The 15,845-nt window shown below is 68.5% G+C and carries 20 protein-coding genes and 1 pseudogene; 14 read left to right on the forward strand and 7 right to left on the reverse strand.

The features are described from left to right. The first annotated feature begins 24 nt into the window (after positions 1-24). A complete protein-coding gene (locus tag Raf01_RS01135; protein WP_203915868.1) occupies positions 25-432 on the forward strand; it encodes an HIT family protein in 408 nt (135 codons plus the stop codon). Positions 433-511: 79 nt separating this feature from the next. After that, on the forward strand, positions 512-1,180 hold the full coding sequence (msrA, locus tag Raf01_RS01140; RefSeq protein ID WP_239133278.1) for a peptide-methionine (S)-S-oxide reductase MsrA: 669 nt from the start codon (positions 512-514) through the stop codon (positions 1,178-1,180). 73 nt (positions 1,181-1,253) lie between these two features. Here the strand turns inward: msrA and Raf01_RS01145 are convergent, their stop codons facing one another. After that, the gene (locus Raf01_RS01145; protein ID WP_203915779.1) at positions 1,254-1,487 is read right to left on the reverse strand and encodes a GntR family transcriptional regulator; all 234 of its coding nucleotides are present in this window, start codon (positions 1,485-1,487) and stop codon (positions 1,254-1,256) included. A gap of 213 nt (positions 1,488-1,700) precedes the next feature. Here Raf01_RS01145 and Raf01_RS01150 point away from each other — a divergent pair, with 213 nt between their 5' ends. After that, positions 1,701-2,036, forward strand: coding sequence for a hypothetical protein (locus Raf01_RS01150; RefSeq protein ID WP_203915780.1), 336 nt, complete (start codon positions 1,701-1,703; stop codon positions 2,034-2,036). Positions 2,037-2,069: 33 nt separating this feature from the next. Here Raf01_RS01150 and Raf01_RS01155 read toward each other — a convergent pair whose 3' ends face one another. Then, a complete protein-coding gene (locus tag Raf01_RS01155) occupies positions 2,070-2,324 on the reverse strand; it encodes a Txe/YoeB family addiction module toxin (RefSeq protein ID WP_203915781.1) in 255 nt (84 codons plus the stop codon). After that, a complete protein-coding gene (locus Raf01_RS01160; protein WP_239133279.1) occupies positions 2,321-2,563 on the reverse strand; it encodes a type II toxin-antitoxin system Phd/YefM family antitoxin in 243 nt (80 codons plus the stop codon). Before Raf01_RS01160 ends, Raf01_RS01155 begins: the two co-directional genes overlap by 4 nt. Positions 2,564-2,737: 174 nt before the next feature. Between Raf01_RS01160 and Raf01_RS01165 the strand changes: the two are divergent. From Raf01_RS01165 to Raf01_RS01180, 4 genes and pseudogenes are all read left to right on the forward strand, one after another. Next, a pseudogene (locus Raf01_RS01165) lies at positions 2,738-2,890 on the forward strand (peptide-methionine (S)-S-oxide reductase MsrA); the annotation flags it as partial. 140 nt (positions 2,891-3,030) lie between these two features. Then, positions 3,031-3,315, forward strand: coding sequence for a type II toxin-antitoxin system Phd/YefM family antitoxin (locus tag Raf01_RS01170; RefSeq protein ID WP_203915783.1), 285 nt, complete (start codon positions 3,031-3,033; stop codon positions 3,313-3,315). Continuing rightward, a complete protein-coding gene (locus tag Raf01_RS01175) occupies positions 3,312-3,605 on the forward strand; it encodes a type II toxin-antitoxin system RelE family toxin (RefSeq protein ID WP_239133280.1) in 294 nt (97 codons plus the stop codon). Before Raf01_RS01170 ends, Raf01_RS01175 begins: the two co-directional genes overlap by 4 nt. A 202-nt stretch (positions 3,606-3,807) precedes the next feature. Then, positions 3,808-4,071 (forward strand): DUF4279 domain-containing protein, encoded by a 264-nt coding sequence (locus tag Raf01_RS01180; protein WP_203915784.1) that lies wholly within the window; start codon positions 3,808-3,810, stop codon positions 4,069-4,071. 27 nt (positions 4,072-4,098) lie between these two features. Here the strand turns inward: Raf01_RS01180 and Raf01_RS01185 are convergent, their stop codons facing one another. The 3 genes from Raf01_RS01185 to Raf01_RS01195 are packed head-to-tail and all read right to left on the reverse strand — an operon-like array spanning position 4,099 to position 6,344. Next, positions 4,099-4,566 (reverse strand): SAM-dependent methyltransferase, encoded by a 468-nt coding sequence (locus tag Raf01_RS01185; protein ID WP_203915785.1) that lies wholly within the window; start codon positions 4,564-4,566, stop codon positions 4,099-4,101. A 27-nt stretch (positions 4,567-4,593) separates the two neighbouring features. Next, complete coding sequence (locus Raf01_RS01190) at positions 4,594-5,241, reverse strand: response regulator transcription factor (protein ID WP_203915786.1); 648 nt, start codon at positions 5,239-5,241, stop codon at positions 4,594-4,596. Next, positions 5,238-6,344, reverse strand: coding sequence for a sensor histidine kinase (locus tag Raf01_RS01195; RefSeq protein ID WP_203915787.1), 1,107 nt, complete (start codon positions 6,342-6,344; stop codon positions 5,238-5,240). Before Raf01_RS01195 ends, Raf01_RS01190 begins: the two co-directional genes overlap by 4 nt. A gap of 140 nt (positions 6,345-6,484) precedes the next feature. On the opposite strand from Raf01_RS01195, the gene Raf01_RS01200 reads away from it, so the two are divergent. The 7 genes from Raf01_RS01200 to Raf01_RS01230 all read left to right on the forward strand — a co-directional run bounded on the left by Raf01_RS01200 (position 6,485) and on the right by Raf01_RS01230 (position 13,533). Next, complete coding sequence (locus Raf01_RS01200) at positions 6,485-7,078, forward strand: CDP-alcohol phosphatidyltransferase family protein (RefSeq protein ID WP_203915788.1); 594 nt, start codon at positions 6,485-6,487, stop codon at positions 7,076-7,078. Then, positions 7,075-7,545: a VTT domain-containing protein gene (locus Raf01_RS01205; RefSeq protein WP_203915789.1), complete on the forward strand. Its 471-nt coding sequence runs from the start codon at positions 7,075-7,077 to the stop codon at positions 7,543-7,545. Before Raf01_RS01200 ends, Raf01_RS01205 begins: the two co-directional genes overlap by 4 nt. 79 nt (positions 7,546-7,624) lie before the next feature. Beyond that, positions 7,625-8,038 (forward strand): hypothetical protein, encoded by a 414-nt coding sequence (locus Raf01_RS01210; RefSeq protein ID WP_203915790.1) that lies wholly within the window; start codon positions 7,625-7,627, stop codon positions 8,036-8,038. Between the two features lie 257 nt (positions 8,039-8,295). Continuing rightward, positions 8,296-8,772: a MarR family winged helix-turn-helix transcriptional regulator gene (locus Raf01_RS01215; protein WP_203915791.1), complete on the forward strand. Its 477-nt coding sequence runs from the start codon at positions 8,296-8,298 to the stop codon at positions 8,770-8,772. Continuing rightward, positions 8,769-10,796 (forward strand): MFS transporter, encoded by a 2,028-nt coding sequence (locus Raf01_RS01220; protein ID WP_203915792.1) that lies wholly within the window; start codon positions 8,769-8,771, stop codon positions 10,794-10,796. The genes Raf01_RS01215 and Raf01_RS01220 overlap by 4 nt, the downstream gene beginning before the upstream one ends. Before the next feature lie 85 nt (positions 10,797-10,881). Further along, a complete protein-coding gene (locus tag Raf01_RS01225) occupies positions 10,882-11,382 on the forward strand; it encodes a hypothetical protein (protein WP_203915793.1) in 501 nt (166 codons plus the stop codon). 747 nt (positions 11,383-12,129) lie between these two features. Then, positions 12,130-13,533, forward strand: coding sequence for a discoidin domain-containing protein (locus Raf01_RS01230; protein WP_203915794.1), 1,404 nt, complete (start codon positions 12,130-12,132; stop codon positions 13,531-13,533). 71 nt (positions 13,534-13,604) lie between these two features. Here Raf01_RS01230 and Raf01_RS01235 read toward each other — a convergent pair whose 3' ends face one another. Further along, positions 13,605-15,686, reverse strand: a complete 2,082-nt coding sequence (locus tag Raf01_RS01235) for an MSCRAMM family protein (protein WP_203915795.1) — start codon at positions 15,684-15,686, stop codon at positions 13,605-13,607. Positions 15,687-15,845: the final 159 nt, after the last annotated feature.

Below are 15,845 nucleotides of genomic sequence, written 5' to 3' on the forward strand. Positions count from 1 at the left end.
TAAGGTCGGGCCGTGGCTGACTGCGTGTTCTGTGGCATCGTTGCCGGATCGGTACCGGCGTTCATGATCGCATCCGAGGACGCGGGGCTGGCGTTCCTCGATCTCCGGCCGGTCTTCCCCGGTCACACGCTGGTCATCCCGCGCGATCACATCGAGACGCTGCCCGATCTTCCCAAAGAGCAGATTCCGGGATATTTCGGCCTGGTTCAGCGGGTCGCGGTTGCCGTCCAGGCCGGACTTGAGGCCGACGGCACCTTCGTCGCCATGAACAACACCGTCAGCCAGAGCGTCCCCCACCTGCACACCCACGTGGTGCCCCGCCGCCGCAAGGACGGGCTGCGAGGTTTCTTCTGGCCCCGTACGAAGTATGGAGCCGATCTCGAAGCGACCGAGATCGCGGAGAAGATCCGAGCGGCGCTACCGGCCTCCTGACCGCCCCCAGCCTTCGCCGGCCCTTGGAATACCCCGGGGCCAGGCGGCCTTGAATGTGGAGGCTGAAAGGAGCGCCACTGTGTTTGCGCGTTACAAGAAGCTGGACCTGCCGGCCGCCGAGCAGGCTCTGCCGGGCCGGGACTTCGAAACCCCGCTGCCGGCGCGTCACACCGTTTTCGACACGCCGCTGCGCGGGCCGTGGCCGGCCGGCGCCCAGGTGGCCGTCTTCGGGATGGGCTGTTTCTGGGGAGCGGAGAGGCTGTTCTGGCGGGTGCCGGGGGTCATCTCGACGTCGGTCGGTTACGCGGGTGGGATCACTCCGAATCCGACGTACGAAGAGGTGTGCTCGGGCCTGACGGGGCACGCCGAGGTGGTCGAGGTGGTGTACGACCCGACCAAGGTCGCGTACGCCGACCTGCTCAAGGTGTTCTGGGAGAACCACGACCCGACGCAGGGCATGCGCCAGGGCAACGACGTGGGTACGCAGTACCGGTCAACGGTCTACACGACGACCGAGGAGCAGCTGGCCGAGGCTCGGGCGTCGCGGGACGCGTTCGCCCCGGTGGTACGGGCGGCCGGGCACGGCGAGATCACGACGGAGATCCGGGAGCTGGGCTCGTACTACTACGCCGAGAACTACCACCAGCAGTACCTGTCGGACGTGAAGAACCCGTACGGGTACTGCAACCACGGGCCGAACGGCATGACCTGCCCGGTCGGCGTGGCACGGGTGGGCTCTGACCACTAAGCGGTTCTGCTTCTATTAGCTGACAAGGCCATCGGGTTACCCGGTGGCCTTGTTTCGTTGCGGGACAACGGGTCTACTTGTCCTTCGCCGGCTCGTCTGGGACGAAGACTCCTCGGCCGGGGACGCCGACGACGACGTGCCGCCCGCACAGCAGGGTCATCACCCGGGCGATGGTCGAGAAGGCGACGCCGTAGAGCTCGGCGAGGACGCGGTACGGCGGCAGCTGGGTACCTGGGGTTGACCCGCCCGCGCGGATGCGATCGGCCAGATCGGCCGCGACCTGACTCCATTGCTGTACAGCTTCCAAGGGAAGAGCCGCCCCGCCGGGTGCGATCCTCGCATGAGCCGCTTCTGAACCTCGCCCATCTGCCCTTCTCCCAGCAGAATAAAGACGAGGGGACAGGAGGAGTACACCGACGGGGCTGATCAGCAGGGTGAGAGCCTTCGGCCACGGCGCCGTCTCCAGAAAATGGCCCCAAGCCGCCGCCCATCGGGAGTCGACTTCTGCCACACTCGCCCGGTGAAGATCACCATACCCATGGTTGCCGGACTGGTTGTCCCCCTTGCAGGGCAAGGCATTGCTGTCTGGGCCAGCATGGCCGTGGCTATCGCTAACGGCGGTGGCCCGAATGCTGACCTCGATGCCGGTGAGAAATTCGGGGTGCTCGTACCCTCGGTGCTCGCGTACGGCTCCGCGGAGCTGATGTTGTTGGGCATCTGCGTCGCACTGCCCCTGACTTTGTCCCTGTTCCTCCGCAGTCGGGCATCGTCGGGTCTCGTGGTTGGTCTCGCGGCTGGCCGGGTATTCGGACTGGCCGCAGGCATGCTTTATCAGTGCGGCGGGTTCGGCCTCTAACGGCCTTGTTGCCAGTCGACCCCAAACCGGCCGCTAATAGTGGTATCTGCACTGAGCTATGCGGATCTCATCCTCGACGATCTTGTAGATCAAGCGATGCTCGTCGCTGATCCGGCGAGACCAGTAGCCCTGGAACCCATACTTGAGAGGCTCCGGCTTGCCGATGCCCTCGTTGCCATTACGGGAGATGTCCTGGAGCAGCACGTTGATGCGCTTGAGCAGTTTGCGGTCCTGGGCCTGCCACCAGACGTAGTCTTCCCAGGCGTTCTCGTCCCAGACGAGCTTCACTCCATCGGCTCGCGAACAACTCCACCGCCGTTTTCGAGACGGTCAATGGCGGCAAGCAGGCGACGAGCGTTCTCTGGGCTCCGCAGCAGGTACGCGGTCTCCTTCAGCGACTGGTAATCATCCAGCGATACGATCACGACGGGCTCGTGGCCAGCACGGGTGATGACGACCTCCTCGCGGTCGTCTGCGACGGCGGAGAGCGTCTCGGCGTACCGAGCACGCGACTCCGAGTAGGTCATGGTCCTCAACGTGTCCCCCCGGCGCGAATCAGTACAAGATTCTGTACGTACAAGAAATCGTACGTCAAGGGCTCGGCTGCGGCAAGGCGACTACGCCCAACGCCCGTAGCCGCGATCGGTCTACGTCAGACCTCAGACGCTAGGGACCGCAACAATCAGGAGTAGTTGGCACGTGGACCCCTTGGACGGCGGAATTATGACGCCGAGGACACCACTACCAGCCAGCAGTACCTGTCGGACGCGAAGAACCCGTACGGGTACTGCAACCACGGCCCGAACGGCATGACCTGCCCGGTCGGCGTGGCACGGGTGGGTTCTTCGCACTAGCCGGCTCGGATCTTCTCAGCGGGCGAGGCCATCGGGGTTTCTGATGGCCTCGCTTCTTGCGATGGACCAGATCCGCACGATCAACTGCCGGTCGCCAAGACTGCCCAAACTTCGCGCCACTTACTGGCTATACTTTGAGCATGACTGTTCTTCCCTTCACCGACGCCCGCAACCGGCTGTCCGAGCTGATCGACGAGGTGGCAAGGACGCACGAGCGAGTGGAAATCACCCGGCATGGCCATCCCGTCGCCGTACTCATGTCGGCCGACGACCTGGCCGCGCTTGAGGAGTCCCTGGAGGTGCTGACCAGCCCGGAGGCCATGCGGCAGCTCGCTGAGTCTCGTGCGGCCATCGAGGCCGGCGACGTTCTCGACGCTGATGACCTCGCCGCTCTCATCGCGAAGCGATCACGGCGCGCGAAGTGACGGGATCCGCGTCCCCGCCCCGTTATCAGCTTCGCATCGCCGGACCGGCGGCAAGGGCCTTGGCTGGCCGGCTACCCGAGAAGGTGGCGACCGCGGTCTATGAATTCGTCACCACCACCCTGCTCGATGACCCCCATCGCGTCGGGAAACCCCTGCTCCTGCCGCCGTTCGAGGGCACCTGGTCGGCCAGACGCGGCACGTACCGGGTTCTCTACGAGGTCGATGACGAGAACCTTGTTGTCACCGTCACCGCGGTCGAGCATCGAGCCGACGCCTACCGGTCCCGCTGATCTAACCGATCACTCCCGGTTGCCCGACGGCGAACGCTGCCACCAAGCAGTACCTGTCGGACGCGAAGAACCCGCACGGGGTCCGCAAATCAGTCAGACCGGCAGACGCCTCGACCGGGGCCGAAGATGAAGCCGGCTACCCGAGATTCCAATCCCTCGCACCCATGGACGGATGGTCGTCTGTCGAGACGCCGAGCTGTTCTTGGATCAGCAGATCAATCAGGTACTCGACCGGCTTGAACCGTACGCAGGTCGCATCGGTGAATTGGTCGCTCGATCCAACGCTGACGCTGAGGAGCCGAGCATGGCCGCGTGCCTGGAGATCGTCCGGTGGTACACGCCGGCGGTGGCTGGTGGTGATGTGCCTGACCGGAACTTTCTCGGCTGGGTGCTGGACCGGCGTGCTCTTGCGTTCCTGGCTCTGACGGGCGCCGTCGTGGACGTCGACGAGTACGACGGCTCCTGACCCGGCGCCGCGCCAGCCGAAGGACGCTTACGGCTGGAAGTACTCCGACATCATGGAGCTGACCCAGTCCGGCTGTTTGATGTCCACCGGTGAGAACTCCACCATCGCCGGCTTCAGGTCGATGACCGGGGTGCCCGAGACCGCGTCGAGGCCGACCACCGTCAATTCCCGACCGTGGACGGATTCGATGGCGCAGCACGTTACCCCGATGCGGTTCGGCCTGCGGGGGGCGCGGCCGGCGAACACGCCAACGGGCGGGAGGTCGGCGCGGCCGCGATACGGGCGGGGTTCGCGGTAATCGCCGAGCTCCGGGAACTGGTCGAAGACGAAGAGAACCTCCACGTGGGAGAAGCCCTCCAGACCTTGGAGGCACGCGTCGCCGAAGCGCTCGTCGACGGTGATGGTGCTGCGGACGGCACCCCAGTTATCCGTGTTCTGGACATCCGTCCGGTCGTTCCGGACCGTACCAATCGGAGTGATCTCAAAGCTCGGCATCGCTCGAGGCTATCTTCATCGCACCCATCAAGACGTCAGGCCCGCGCGGATCGCGAGGATGGCGGCCTGCACGCGGTCTCGGCTGCCGGTCTTGGCCAGCACGTTGGTGACGTGGGTCTTGACGGTACTCATGGACAGGTAGAGGCGTGCGGCGATCTCGGTGTTGTTCAGGCCGGCGCCGATCAGGGCGAGTACGTCTGTCTCGCGGTGGGTGAGCTGACAGGCGGTGAGGTCCACGCGCGGGCCGGGACCGGTGGCACGGAGGCGGTCGAGTACGGCGCCGGTGACCTCGGCGGAGAGGATCGCCTCCCCGGCGGCGACGGTGCGGACGGCGGCGATCAGGTCGTGGGCGCTGCACCGCTTGAGCAGGAAGCCACGGGCGCCGGCGGCGACGGCGTCGAGGACGTAGGCGTCGTCGTCGAAGGTGGTCACCACGATGACGGCCGGGGCGTGCGGGATCGTGGCGAGTTCGCGAGTGGCTCGCAGGCCGTCGAGGACCGGCATGCGGATGTCGACGAGGGCGACGTCGATGCCGGGGTCTGCGCGTACGGCGTCGAGGAACTGCCGGCCGTCGGCCGCTTCGGCGGCGACCTCGATGTCGGGCTGGGAGCGGAGGATGAGGCTGAAGCCGTCGCGCACCAGGTGCTGGTCGTCGGCGATCGCGACCCGGATCACTGCGCGCCCGCCGGCAGGTTGGCTTCGAGGATGGTGCCGCCGCCGGGGCGTTCGCTGAGGTTCCAACTGCCGCCGCAGGCGCGCACGCGTTCCTGGATGCCGAGCAGGCCGGAGCCACGGCCGGGTGCGCGGGGTGGGCCGATGCCGTCGTCGCTGACGCGCAGGAGTACGCGGTCGCCGACGCGGACCAGATCGACCCAGGCGGCGGTGGCCTTGGCGTGGCGGGCGATGTTGGTGAGCGCTTCCTGGGCGATGCGGTAGACCGTCAACGTGCCGATCTCGTCCAGCCCCGGGGCGGAGTCGAGGGTCACCCGCACGGTCAGGCCCTGCTGGCGTAACGGTTCGGCGAGCAGTTCGTCGATGTCGGACAGGCGCGGCGGCGCGCTCACCACGATCGCCGCGTTCGGGTCCCGCAGGTGCGTGACGAGGGTGTCCAACTCGCCCAGTGCGGTGCGGCCGCTGTCCGCGATGGCCCGCAGCGCCGCGGCGGGGTCGTCGCTGAACTGGCCTGCCTCGGCCTGGACCACCATCGCGGTGACGTGATGACCGACAACGTCGTGCAGCTCGCGGGCGAGGTTGGTGCGCTGTTCCAGCCAAGCCGCCTGGTCGCGCAGCTGGCTCGTCTCCCGGCTGAGGATGCGCCGGCGCGACCAGGACCTCAGCAGGGCCGCGAGCAGATAACCGGCGGCCACAAAGATCACCGGCTGTTCGTAGAGACCCCGCCCGTCAAGCAGCGCGTACGTCAGGGCGCCGATCGCGCCGATCAGACCACCCGACCAGCCGAGCCAGGGGTGTTCAGAGGGGTCCTCGCAGGTGGAAAGGAAGACGAGGGCGGCGACGGCGAGGCCCAGTTGGACCGATTCGCCGGTACTCACGATCGCCACGAACCCGGCGCAGAGGGCGAAGACGATGGCGCGGTACCGCGGCCGAAGCGCGACAGCTAGGAGGCCGACCGGTAGCACCGGCCATACCCAGCCGGGCGAAACGGACATGCCTCCGTCGACGGTGGTGAGCACGAGGGCGACGAGCATGCCCGCGGCGCCGTACGCGAGCCGGCGAACGTTCTCCGGTCTACGCAACCGCTCCTGCACCTCGATGACCACCCGCCCAGTCTCCGCGACCCGAACGCCGCCTGACCAGGTACCCAGGTACCGGGTCGACCGGCACCCCGGTGCCGCCGCCCCGGCCACGTCGGTACCCCGGCCCGTTCCGCGGGAGGTATCCGCGACGCGACGCTGCCGGGGTGACTGCTACCGAGTTCCGCACCACTATCCGGATCGGCCCGCTCCGGACGCTACCCAACGTCATCACTGCTGTCCGTACGGTAGCTGCCGTCGCGGTTGGTGTCGCTGCCCTCGTGACCGGCTCGATGGAACTGCTCGTGCTCGCCTACGGCTGCTACTGGGTCGGCGACATCCTCGACGGCTGGACTGCCCGGCGGTTGCGGCAGGAAACCCGCGCCGGCGCGGTGTTCGACATCGTCAGCGATCGCGCGTGCACCGCCGTGTTGTGTCTGACTCTCGTGACTCTCGTACCCGACGTCGCCGTGGTGGCCGTCGTCTTCCTGCTGTCGTTCATGGTGCTGGACACCATGCTGTCGCTGTCGTTCCTGTGCTGGCCCGTGCTCGGCCCCAACTACTTCCAGCTGGTCGACCGGCGGGTGTGGGCGCTGAACTGGTCGCCGCTGGCGAAGGGCGTCAACAGTGCGGGAGTCATCGTCACTGTCGCATGTGGACAGTACAAGGTCGCGCTGGGCGTCGCCGTCGCGATCCTCCTCGTGAAGCTATGGTCGGCCGGCGAGGTGGCCCAGCTGCTCAACCGGCAGGGTCGGGCGTGAGCGGTCTGCTGGAGGCCGTCATCGCGCTCGGCTACGGGTTCGCCTCGGCCGTCGTCCCGCTCGTCAACGCCGAAGCCTTCGCGGTGGTCGCTGGTACGCACGGGAGCCACGTCGCGGTCGCCGTGCTCGGGCTGGCGCTCGGGCAGACGGCCGGCAAGCTGCTGCTGTTCGAATCCGCCCGCCGGGCCACGGGACGGCTCGCCCGGCGGATCGCGCGTGGACCGCGATCGGCTCGCGCGGCGGCCCGGGCCTCCCGGTGGGCGGGCTCCATCCGGCGCTGGCTCTCCCGCCGCAGGACCGGCCTGCCCACCGTGTTCGTCTCGGCCGCCACCGGCATCCCACCGTTGGCCGCGGTCAGTCTCGCTGCGGGTACCGCCGACCTTCGACGCTGCGAGTTCGCCGCGGCGTGCCTACTCGGACGAGTCATCCGCTTCGCCATCCTCGCCCTGCCCTTGGCGCTGGCCTGAAACCCCCATAGCCAAGCTGGCCTGACGCGGCCGCGTCTCAGACTCCGAGAGGCCGTGTCGGGACGGATAAAATGCGACCATGCCTGCTTCTGAGCAGCCCGGCCAGCGCAACGCATTCATTCTTTCGTTCCGTCGTCATCGAGGTCTGTGGCTTCTCGGCATCATCGGCGTCAGAGTGGTGACGGTCGTGGTCCCGCTCGTACTCGGGTTCATGACGCATTCCAGTGGCCCCATCGCGAGCCTGTGCACGTCGGTCACCCACCAGCGAGTCTTGCCGGACGGCATCTCCTTCGACTGCACCACGAAGGACGGCGACTCGGCTGTCCTGGCCCTGGCCCACTCGCAGGCAACTCGCGACCTCGTCCTCAACGGAGCCAGCACCCGTGGCAGTGTGGCCGAGAGCCAGCTCACCGCTCACGGCCGGCCTGTCTACTGGGGCTCGTCCGGTTCACCGGCATTCGTGAACGCGGTCAAGCACAAGCTGGGCGCCTGACGCCGACTGGGCGTGCTCAGTCGCCGCCAGATCGCGTCGTGATCGGTGTCGAACGCCAGGCACACCCACCAGGCCGGGCGACTCGATTGCCCCAGGCGCATCCCGGCAGATGGCACGCGCACAGGGCTCAAGCTGCACGACTCGCCCATCGCGGTACCCGAGCCCGATTCGCCGCGCTGCGCCCAGCTGAGCACCGACTGCCAAGATTCGACAAGAGGATTACACAAGTGGCTTGTCTTTCTAGTACGTTGGGAGGCGTGGACGAGCCGAAGAAGGACCGGGGCACGGCCGAAGTCGCGGTACGGCTGTCGGTGGCGCTGAAGCGACTGCGCTCCCGGCTGCGGGAAGAGGCGGGGATGACCCGCACCGGCTTCACGCTCACCCAGCTGGCACTCCTCCAGCGCCTCGTCGACGGCGGCCCGACCACCGCAGCCTCGCTCGCCGCCGCCGAGCATGTGAGCCAGCAGGCCATCGCGCAGAGCGTGGCGCCCCTGAAGGAGGCGGGCCTGGTGCAGACCGCGCCGGGCGTCAGTGACCGCCGCAAGGTCATGATCAGCGTCACCCAGTCCGGCCGCGATCTGTACGTGTCGCTGCTGATGTCGCGTGAGGCGTGGCTGACCCGAGCGATCGACACGATCGTGAGCCCGCGGGAACGGGCTGCCCTCGAGACGGCGATCGAGCTGTTAGAGCGGCTGGCGGCGGCCGACCTGCGTCCGGACCTCGAGATCAAATGACGCTGTCGACCAGCACTCCGAGTGGTCTCGACCGGGCCGACGCGTTCCGGTGGAAGTTCGTCGCCCCGCTGTTCCTGGGCTCCGCACTCAACCCGATCAACAGCTCGGTCATCGCGACGGCGCTGGTACCGATCGCCGTGGCCATGCACGTCTCGGTCGGGCGCACCGCATTGCTGGTCTCGGCGCTGTACCTGGCCAGCGCGATCGCCCAACCGACGGCCGGGAAGCTGTCCGAGGTCCTCGGTCCGCGCCGGGTCTTCCTGACCGGGATCGTCATCGTGCTGGCCGGCGGCGTGCTCGGCGGGCTGAGTCAGGACCTGGCGATGCTGGTCGTGGCGCGGGTGCTCATCGGCATCGGCACGTCGGCCGGGTACCCGTCCGCGATGCTGCTGATCCGCCGCCGGGCGGCGTGGGCCGGCCTGGACGCCCCGCCGGGCGGCGTACTGGGCGGGTTGGCCATCGCCGGGCTGTCCACCATCGCGGTCGGTCCGCCCATCGGCGGCCTGCTCGTCGGCGCGTTCGGCTGGCGGGCGGCGTTCCTGATCAATATCCCGATCACGCTCGTCGCGCTGGCCATGGCCGCGTACTGGATCCCCCACGACCGTCCGGTCGACGGCCCGATGCGGGTACGCGACGTGGCGTCCCGCATCGACGTGGCCGGCATCGCGGGCTTCGGCGGCGCGATGACCGCTCTGCTGGTCTTCCTGATGTCGTTGCCGCACCCGGACTACATCGCGCTGGCCGTGGCGGTCGTCGTCGGCGCCGCACTGGTCGGCTGGGAGCTGCGCGCGGCGACTCCGTTCTTCGACGTGCGCCAGCTGATCGCGAACGCCGCTCTGACCCGGACCTACCTCCGCAGCGGGCTGACCCTGCTGGGCGTCTACACCGTGCTGTACGGCATCAGCCAGTGGCTGGAGGCCGGCCGGGGCTACTCCGCCGAGCAGGCCGGCCTGCTCATCCTGCCGATGGGTGCCCTGGCGGCCGTCATTTCACGGCCGGTGTCCCGGCGCAATCTGGTGCGCGCACCGCTGATCGCGGCCGCCGCCGCTATGCTGGCCGGCTCGGTCGGCGTGCTGTTCTTCACCAGCCACAGTCCGGCGATCCTGCTCGTGGGCGTGACGCTGGTCTTCGGGATCACCATCGGTACCACCTCAGTCGGCAACCAGACCGCGCTGTACGCGCAGGCCCCGCCCGAGCAGGTCGGTACCGCCTCCGGCCTGTTCCGCACGTTCAGCTATATCGGGTCGATCGCCTCGGCCACCCTCACCGGCATCGCGTTCCGCACCAGAGTCACCGACCACGGCCTGCACGTCACCGCCATCATCCTGGCGGCGGTCGCCGCCGTCGTGCTGCTCATGACCCTGGCCGACCGCCGGCTGCGGGATCCCGCACCGCCCCCGTCCACCGACCGCGACCACCCTCAAGGAGTACCCGTGAACGAGTCCACCGTCGATCCCCGGCAGACCGCGCTGCTCGTGATGGACCTCCAGCCCGCGATTCTCGGCTCCTTCCCGGACGCCGACGCGCTGCTGACCCGGCTGGCCAGCGCGATCGCCACCGCACGCGACCGGGGAGCGCACGTCGGCTACGTCCGGGTGGCCTTCGAGGACGCCGACTACGCGGCGATCCCGCCGGAGAACAAGACGTTCGCCAGGCTCTCGGGCGGGAACTACCTGCACAATGCGGCTCCGGAGTCGGCCGTCCACGATGACGTAGCGCCGCGCACGGGCGACATCGTGGTACGGAAGACCCGGGTGGGCGCGTTCTCCACCACCGACTTGGACCGGCAGTTGCGCGACCGGGGTGTGACGACCCTGATCCTGGGCGGCATCAGCACCAGTGGCGTCGTCCTCTCCACGGTGCGCGACGCGGCAGACCGCGACTACCGGGTCTTCGTGCTGTCCGACGGCAGCGCGGACTCCGACCGCGAGGTGCATGACGTGTTGACGCAGAAGGTCTTCCCCCGGCAGGCGGACGTCATCACGGTCGCCGAACTCCCCGACCTTCTCGGCACGGCGGCGTGAGCCCCGGCCGGGACCGGTGGTTCGCCGCGTAAGCGAACTGTAAGGCGTCCGTCGCCGCCCGGTGCGGGTCCTAAAGGGTATGCGCATGGATGAGGGCGGCGACGAGCACGTCGACGTGACGCGTGAGGTGGTCGTCGACGACAGGACGATCCGGGTACGGGCCAGCTACCGGTACGGTGGCGACGTCACCGTCGACCTCGCCATCGAGGACGGCGAGGGTGAACGGTGCGGCATCCTCACGGGTACCCTCGCGGCGACCGACCTGCTGTCCGCGTCGAAGGCGCTGACGTCGTTGTTCGGGGCCGTCGCCTCGGTGCTCGGCCAGACGAACGCCGGCAAGGCCGTCGAGTTCGAGGAAGTCCGGCGCCGGTATCCCAACGCGTACAAGCCATGGACCACGGCCGAAGAGGCGAGGCTGATCGAGCGGTACCGGACGCAGCCCAACGTCGCCGCCCTGGCCCGGGAGTTCGGCCGCCGCCCGGGCGGCATCGCGCACCGGCTGGAGCACCTGAACCTGCGCCCGATGCCGGACCGGCAACCGGAGCCGGACGCCGGATACGACGACGAGGAGCCCGACTGGGGGTGACCCGGCCCGCCTCGGATCGCGGCCTGCTTCGGACCCCGGGCTGCTTCGGACCCGGCCCGCCGACCGATCGCAAAGAGAGCGCTCTCAAAGTCATCGGAGCGGGCGACGTCGGCGACTCCGCCGGTACCGGCCGTAACCTCGCTAACACAATCGTTGAAACATCGACATACTTGACACTGTTCGGCGGCGGGCGTAGAACTACCGGTACCAACAGAGAGCGCTCTCCCATCATCGACAGGCAGGACAAGCCGTGAGACCGTCCCCTCCGGCGCTGCTGCGCCGTCCGCCGCCCGCGTAACCGACGTCCGTCACCCGACCGCTTCACCGGCGCCCGGTTCCCGTGTGCCGACTCGCGCGTCGGGCACCGCGACCAGCCGGGAACGACGGCACTGGCTCGGCAATGACCGGCCGGCCCGTACCCGACGCCGATCCGCACGGCGCTGACAAGTCATCGCCAGCTCGGGCGCCGGTTCCGCCTGGCACCCGACGCCATCGTCACCTCCGGCGCTGACGCGCATCCCGCCGCGCCATCGCCTCGACGCGCCATCGTCCCGACGCGCCATCGTCCCGACGCGCCATCGCCCCGACGCGCCATCGCCCCGGCCGGCTGAGCCGGACGCCCGAGCGGCTCAGCCGGACCGCACCGTGCGGCTCGTTCGCGACCGCTGCGCACGCGGACCGGGTAGTCAACCGCGCCCGCGGGCCACCCCGGACGCGGAGCGAATTTCATCGACATGAGGGAGAACCATGTCAGACAGCCGAACATTCAACGATCCGGGCAACGGCCGCGCCCGTCGCAGGATCGTCTCGCGGTTGGGGGCCGGCGCCTCCACTCTCGTACTGGTCGCCGGAACCCTGGTGCTCGCCGGCGCCGCCGCGGCGGTCACCACGGTCGCCACCGGGCAACCGGCCGCGGCCGCGGTACCGGCTCCCCCGTCCGGGTTCAGCCTCACCTGGAGCGACGACTTCACCGGCGGCTCCGGTACCGGCCTGAACACTGGCACCTGGAAGTACGACACCGGACCGGGCAGCAGCTTCGGCACCGGTGAGATCGAGACCATGACCAACAGCACGGCGAACGTGTACCAGGACGGCGCCGGGCACCTCGTTCTCAAGGCGCTGCACTCGGGTACCAACCCGACCTCGGGCTGGACGTCGGGGCGCGTCGAGACTCAGGCGGCCACGTTCGGCGCACCGCCCGGCGGCGTGGTGATGATGGAGTCGTCGATCCAGCAGCCCAACGTGAACACCTCCAACGGCGCCGGGTACTGGCCGGCGTTCTGGATGCTCGGCTCGCCGCTGCGCACCGGTACGCCGTGGCCGACCTCGGGTGAGGTCGACATCCTTGAGGACATCAACGGGCGCAGTTCGGTCTTCGGCACGCTGCACTGCGGCACGAACCCGGGCGGCGTGTGCAACGAGTCGACCGGCATCGGCAGCGGCGAGCGCGCCTGCGGCGGATGCCAGACCGCGTACCATACCTACGCCGTACAGATCGACCGGTCGGTGTCGCCGGAGCAGATCCGCTGGTACCTCGACGGCAACAACTACTTCACCATCTCCTCGAACCGGGTGGACGCGACCACCTGGGCGAACGCGGTGGACCACCCGTTCTTCATCATCTACGACCTGGCGATGGGCGGCGGGTTCCCGGCCGCGTTCGGGGGCGGCCCGAACGCTTCCACCGTTTCCGGCGGCCAGATGAACATCGACTGGGTGGCGGTCTACAACAAGGCGCCGGGCGGCGGCGGTACGCCTCCACCGGGTACCAACATCGCCCAGGGCAAGCCGACGACGGCGTCCTCCACCGAGAACGCGGGTACCCCGGCCGCCAGCGCGACCGACGGGAACACCGGTACCCGGTGGTCGAGCGCGTTCAGCGACCCGCAGTGGCTCCGGGTCGACCTCGGCCGGTCGTACGCCATCAACCATGTGACCCTGAACTGGGAGGCCGCGTACGCGAGGGCGTACCAGATCCAGACCTCGCAGGACGGTTCCACGTGGACGACCATCTACTCCACCACGACCGGGGACGGCGGCGTCGACGACCTCTCGGTCAACGGCACCGGCCGATATATCCGGATGTACGGCACCCAACGCGCCACCCAGTACGGGTACTCGCTGTGGGAGTTCCAGGTCGGCGGCAGTTGAGAATCCTTGCCGGGTAAGGAGCGGGGCCGCCGGTTCGGGTGAACCGGCGGCCCCGCCAAGAGTGGTGCGCCTCAGCCCATCGTGATGTTCAGGCTCAGGTCCTTGTGCACCGGCACGTCGACCGGTGTGGCGGACGCGAAATCCGTGCCGCCGTACCAGCCGCGGTCCCGGGTCGAGGTATAGCTCTCGATGTACAGCTTCACGTTCTGCGAACCGATCAGCGGCAGATGGTACGTGCCGTCGGAACCCAGTTGGGCCACGCCGATCGGGTCGCCGGTCCCGACGTTGTACGCGGTGATCCGCCCGCTGCTGTACGGGGTGCCGTCCGCGTGGCGCACGGTGCCGCTGACCGTGACCCCGTCGGAGAGGGTGTCGTTGTAGGTGACCGTCGCGCCGGCCGGCACGGTGACCGTGGCGGCCCGGGTGCGGTTGGCCACCCCGCCGGTCCACTGGTACGGCAACGACTCCGGGGTGACCAGCAGCGGCCAGGCGTACGGGCCGAGGCCGGTCAGCGTGTAGTGCCCGGTCGCGTTGGTCTCCGTGGAGCGGTAGGTGCTTCCGGACCCCGAACCGATGGCGCTGTTGGTCACGGTCGCACCAGCCACCGGCTGACCGGTGCCGCCGTCGGTGACAACACCGGTGACGGTGCCCGGCGGGTCGAGCCGGATCACCGGACCGTTCACCTCCTTGCCCGCCTTCACGTTGGTGACTGCGGCCTGAGCCATCACGCCGGTCCCGCCGTTCGCGCCGACCCACTGATCGCCGTAATCGCCGGAGACCTGGAACGCGTGCGTGTCGGCGTAGAGCCGGTAGCTGCCGGCGGCGATCGGTCCGATGCGTACCTTGCCCTGGCTGTCGCTGCAGTATCCGAAACCGTCGACGGCCACGAAGGACGTCCCGCCGTACTGCGCCACGCACACGCCGGAGACCGGCGCCCCGGTGCTGGCGTCTTCGACCACGGTGTCGATGAACGCACCCGGTGCCAGCGCCACCGTCACCGCAGTGGTCTGCCCAGCGACGACGGTCACCGGTTGGTTGTAGACCGGAAGGTACTTGTTGGCGGTGTCGTAGACGAAGAGGCTCTGTGTGCCTCCCCGCACCTCGGTCAGAGTCGCCTGCCCGCTGCCGTCGCTGCACGCGCTCGAGGAGCCGACACTGGCGCAGAAGTCAGCGATGGGCTGGCCGGTCACCGAGTCCTTCACGCTCACCGCGATCGATCCGGTGCCGAGAGCCTGGTCATTGACGACGGTGTTCCCGCCCTCGGTCACCTCGAACCTGGTGGCGTCCGCCTGTTCCGTCGCCCCGTACGCGTACTGCTCCCAGCCGGCCTGCGGTTGGAAGGACACGAGATATCCGGACCCGACGTACAGGTACGGAAAGGTGTAGTCACCGTTCTCGTCGGTGGTCGTGAACCCGCCCGAACCGTCGTTCCGGTAGGCGTTCACGGTCACGTTTGCCGCCGGCTGCCCGTGCTCATCGCTGAAGTGGCCGCTGATCGATCCGGTCGCCGGCAACTGTTCGTCGACAGTGGTGGTGTCGCCCGCGGTCACCGTGAACTTCGTCGGGATCTGGGTGCCCGAGTCGTACAGGTCGAGCGTGGGGTACTGCGACGGCCTGAACTCGATCTCGTAGTCGCCGGGCATCGCGTTCATGCTGAAGTGGCCGTCGGGGTCGGTGAAGCCGGTCGCGTTCAGTGCGCGGCCGGGGTCGTTCGCCCACACGGTCGCGTCGGGGACCGGGTTGCCCGCGTGGTCGGTGAGGGTGCCCACGAGGGTGCCGGTCGGCAGGGCGGTGTCGGTGATGGCGGTGTCCTGGCCAGCCACCACGGTTACCGGATCGGCCTGCAACCTGCTGGCCTTGCCGTGGTACCACTGCTGGACGCCGTCGAACTCGTACTCGACCGTGTACTGCCCCGGTGGCACGTTGGTGAACTGGTACGTGCCCGAGTCCTGGACGAAGACGTCCTGGTAGTAGCCCGAGTCGTTGGTCACGGTGACGTCGTAGTAGGTGCGGTTCTGGCCGTCGGTGGTGGTGAGCGTGCCGCTGATGCTGCCGGTGGTGGTATCGGCGTAGGCCGGCGATGCCGCCCCCGCGAGGGGCACCGCCAGGATGAGGGCGCCCACGGCGATCTGGGCGCGACGACGTAGGGACATTCAGCCTCCAGGGATAAGGAGAGATGCCACCCCAACTGATCGACGATCTTTGTTTCCGGGGTGAAGGAACGGTACCGCCGGGATCTGACAATCTCCGACCCGTTTTCCGTGACCCGGCTAACAAGGTCGTCGCCGTCCGGCACCGCTTCGCGTTCAAGG

The sequence above is a fragment of the Rugosimonospora africana genome (assembly GCF_016862975.1).
GTDB classification, from domain to species: domain Bacteria; phylum Actinomycetota; class Actinomycetes; order Mycobacteriales; family Micromonosporaceae; genus Rugosimonospora; species Rugosimonospora africana.

Bases quoted from the DNA above. Each gene is read 5' to 3' on its own strand.
- Raf01_RS01160 (WP_239133279.1), bottom strand. From the start codon at position 2,563: ATGACCTACTCGGAGTCGCGTGCTCGGTACGCCGAGACGCTCTCCGCC.
- Raf01_RS01235 (WP_203915795.1), bottom strand. From the start codon at position 15,686: ATGTCCCTACGTCGTCGCGCCCAGATCGCCGTGGGCGCCCTCATCCTG.
- Raf01_RS01210 (WP_203915790.1), top strand. From the start codon at position 7,625: ATGCCTGCTTCTGAGCAGCCCGGCCAGCGCAACGCATTCATTCTTTCG.
- Raf01_RS01225 (WP_203915793.1), top strand. From the start codon at position 10,882: ATGGATGAGGGCGGCGACGAGCACGTCGACGTGACGCGTGAGGTGGTC.
- Raf01_RS01230 (WP_203915794.1), top strand. From the start codon at position 12,130: ATGTCAGACAGCCGAACATTCAACGATCCGGGCAACGGCCGCGCCCGT.
- Raf01_RS01220 (WP_203915792.1), top strand. From the start codon at position 8,769: ATGACGCTGTCGACCAGCACTCCGAGTGGTCTCGACCGGGCCGACGCG.
- Raf01_RS01170 (WP_203915783.1), top strand. From the start codon at position 3,031: ATGACTGTTCTTCCCTTCACCGACGCCCGCAACCGGCTGTCCGAGCTG.
- Raf01_RS01185 (WP_203915785.1), bottom strand. From the start codon at position 4,566: ATGCCGAGCTTTGAGATCACTCCGATTGGTACGGTCCGGAACGACCGG.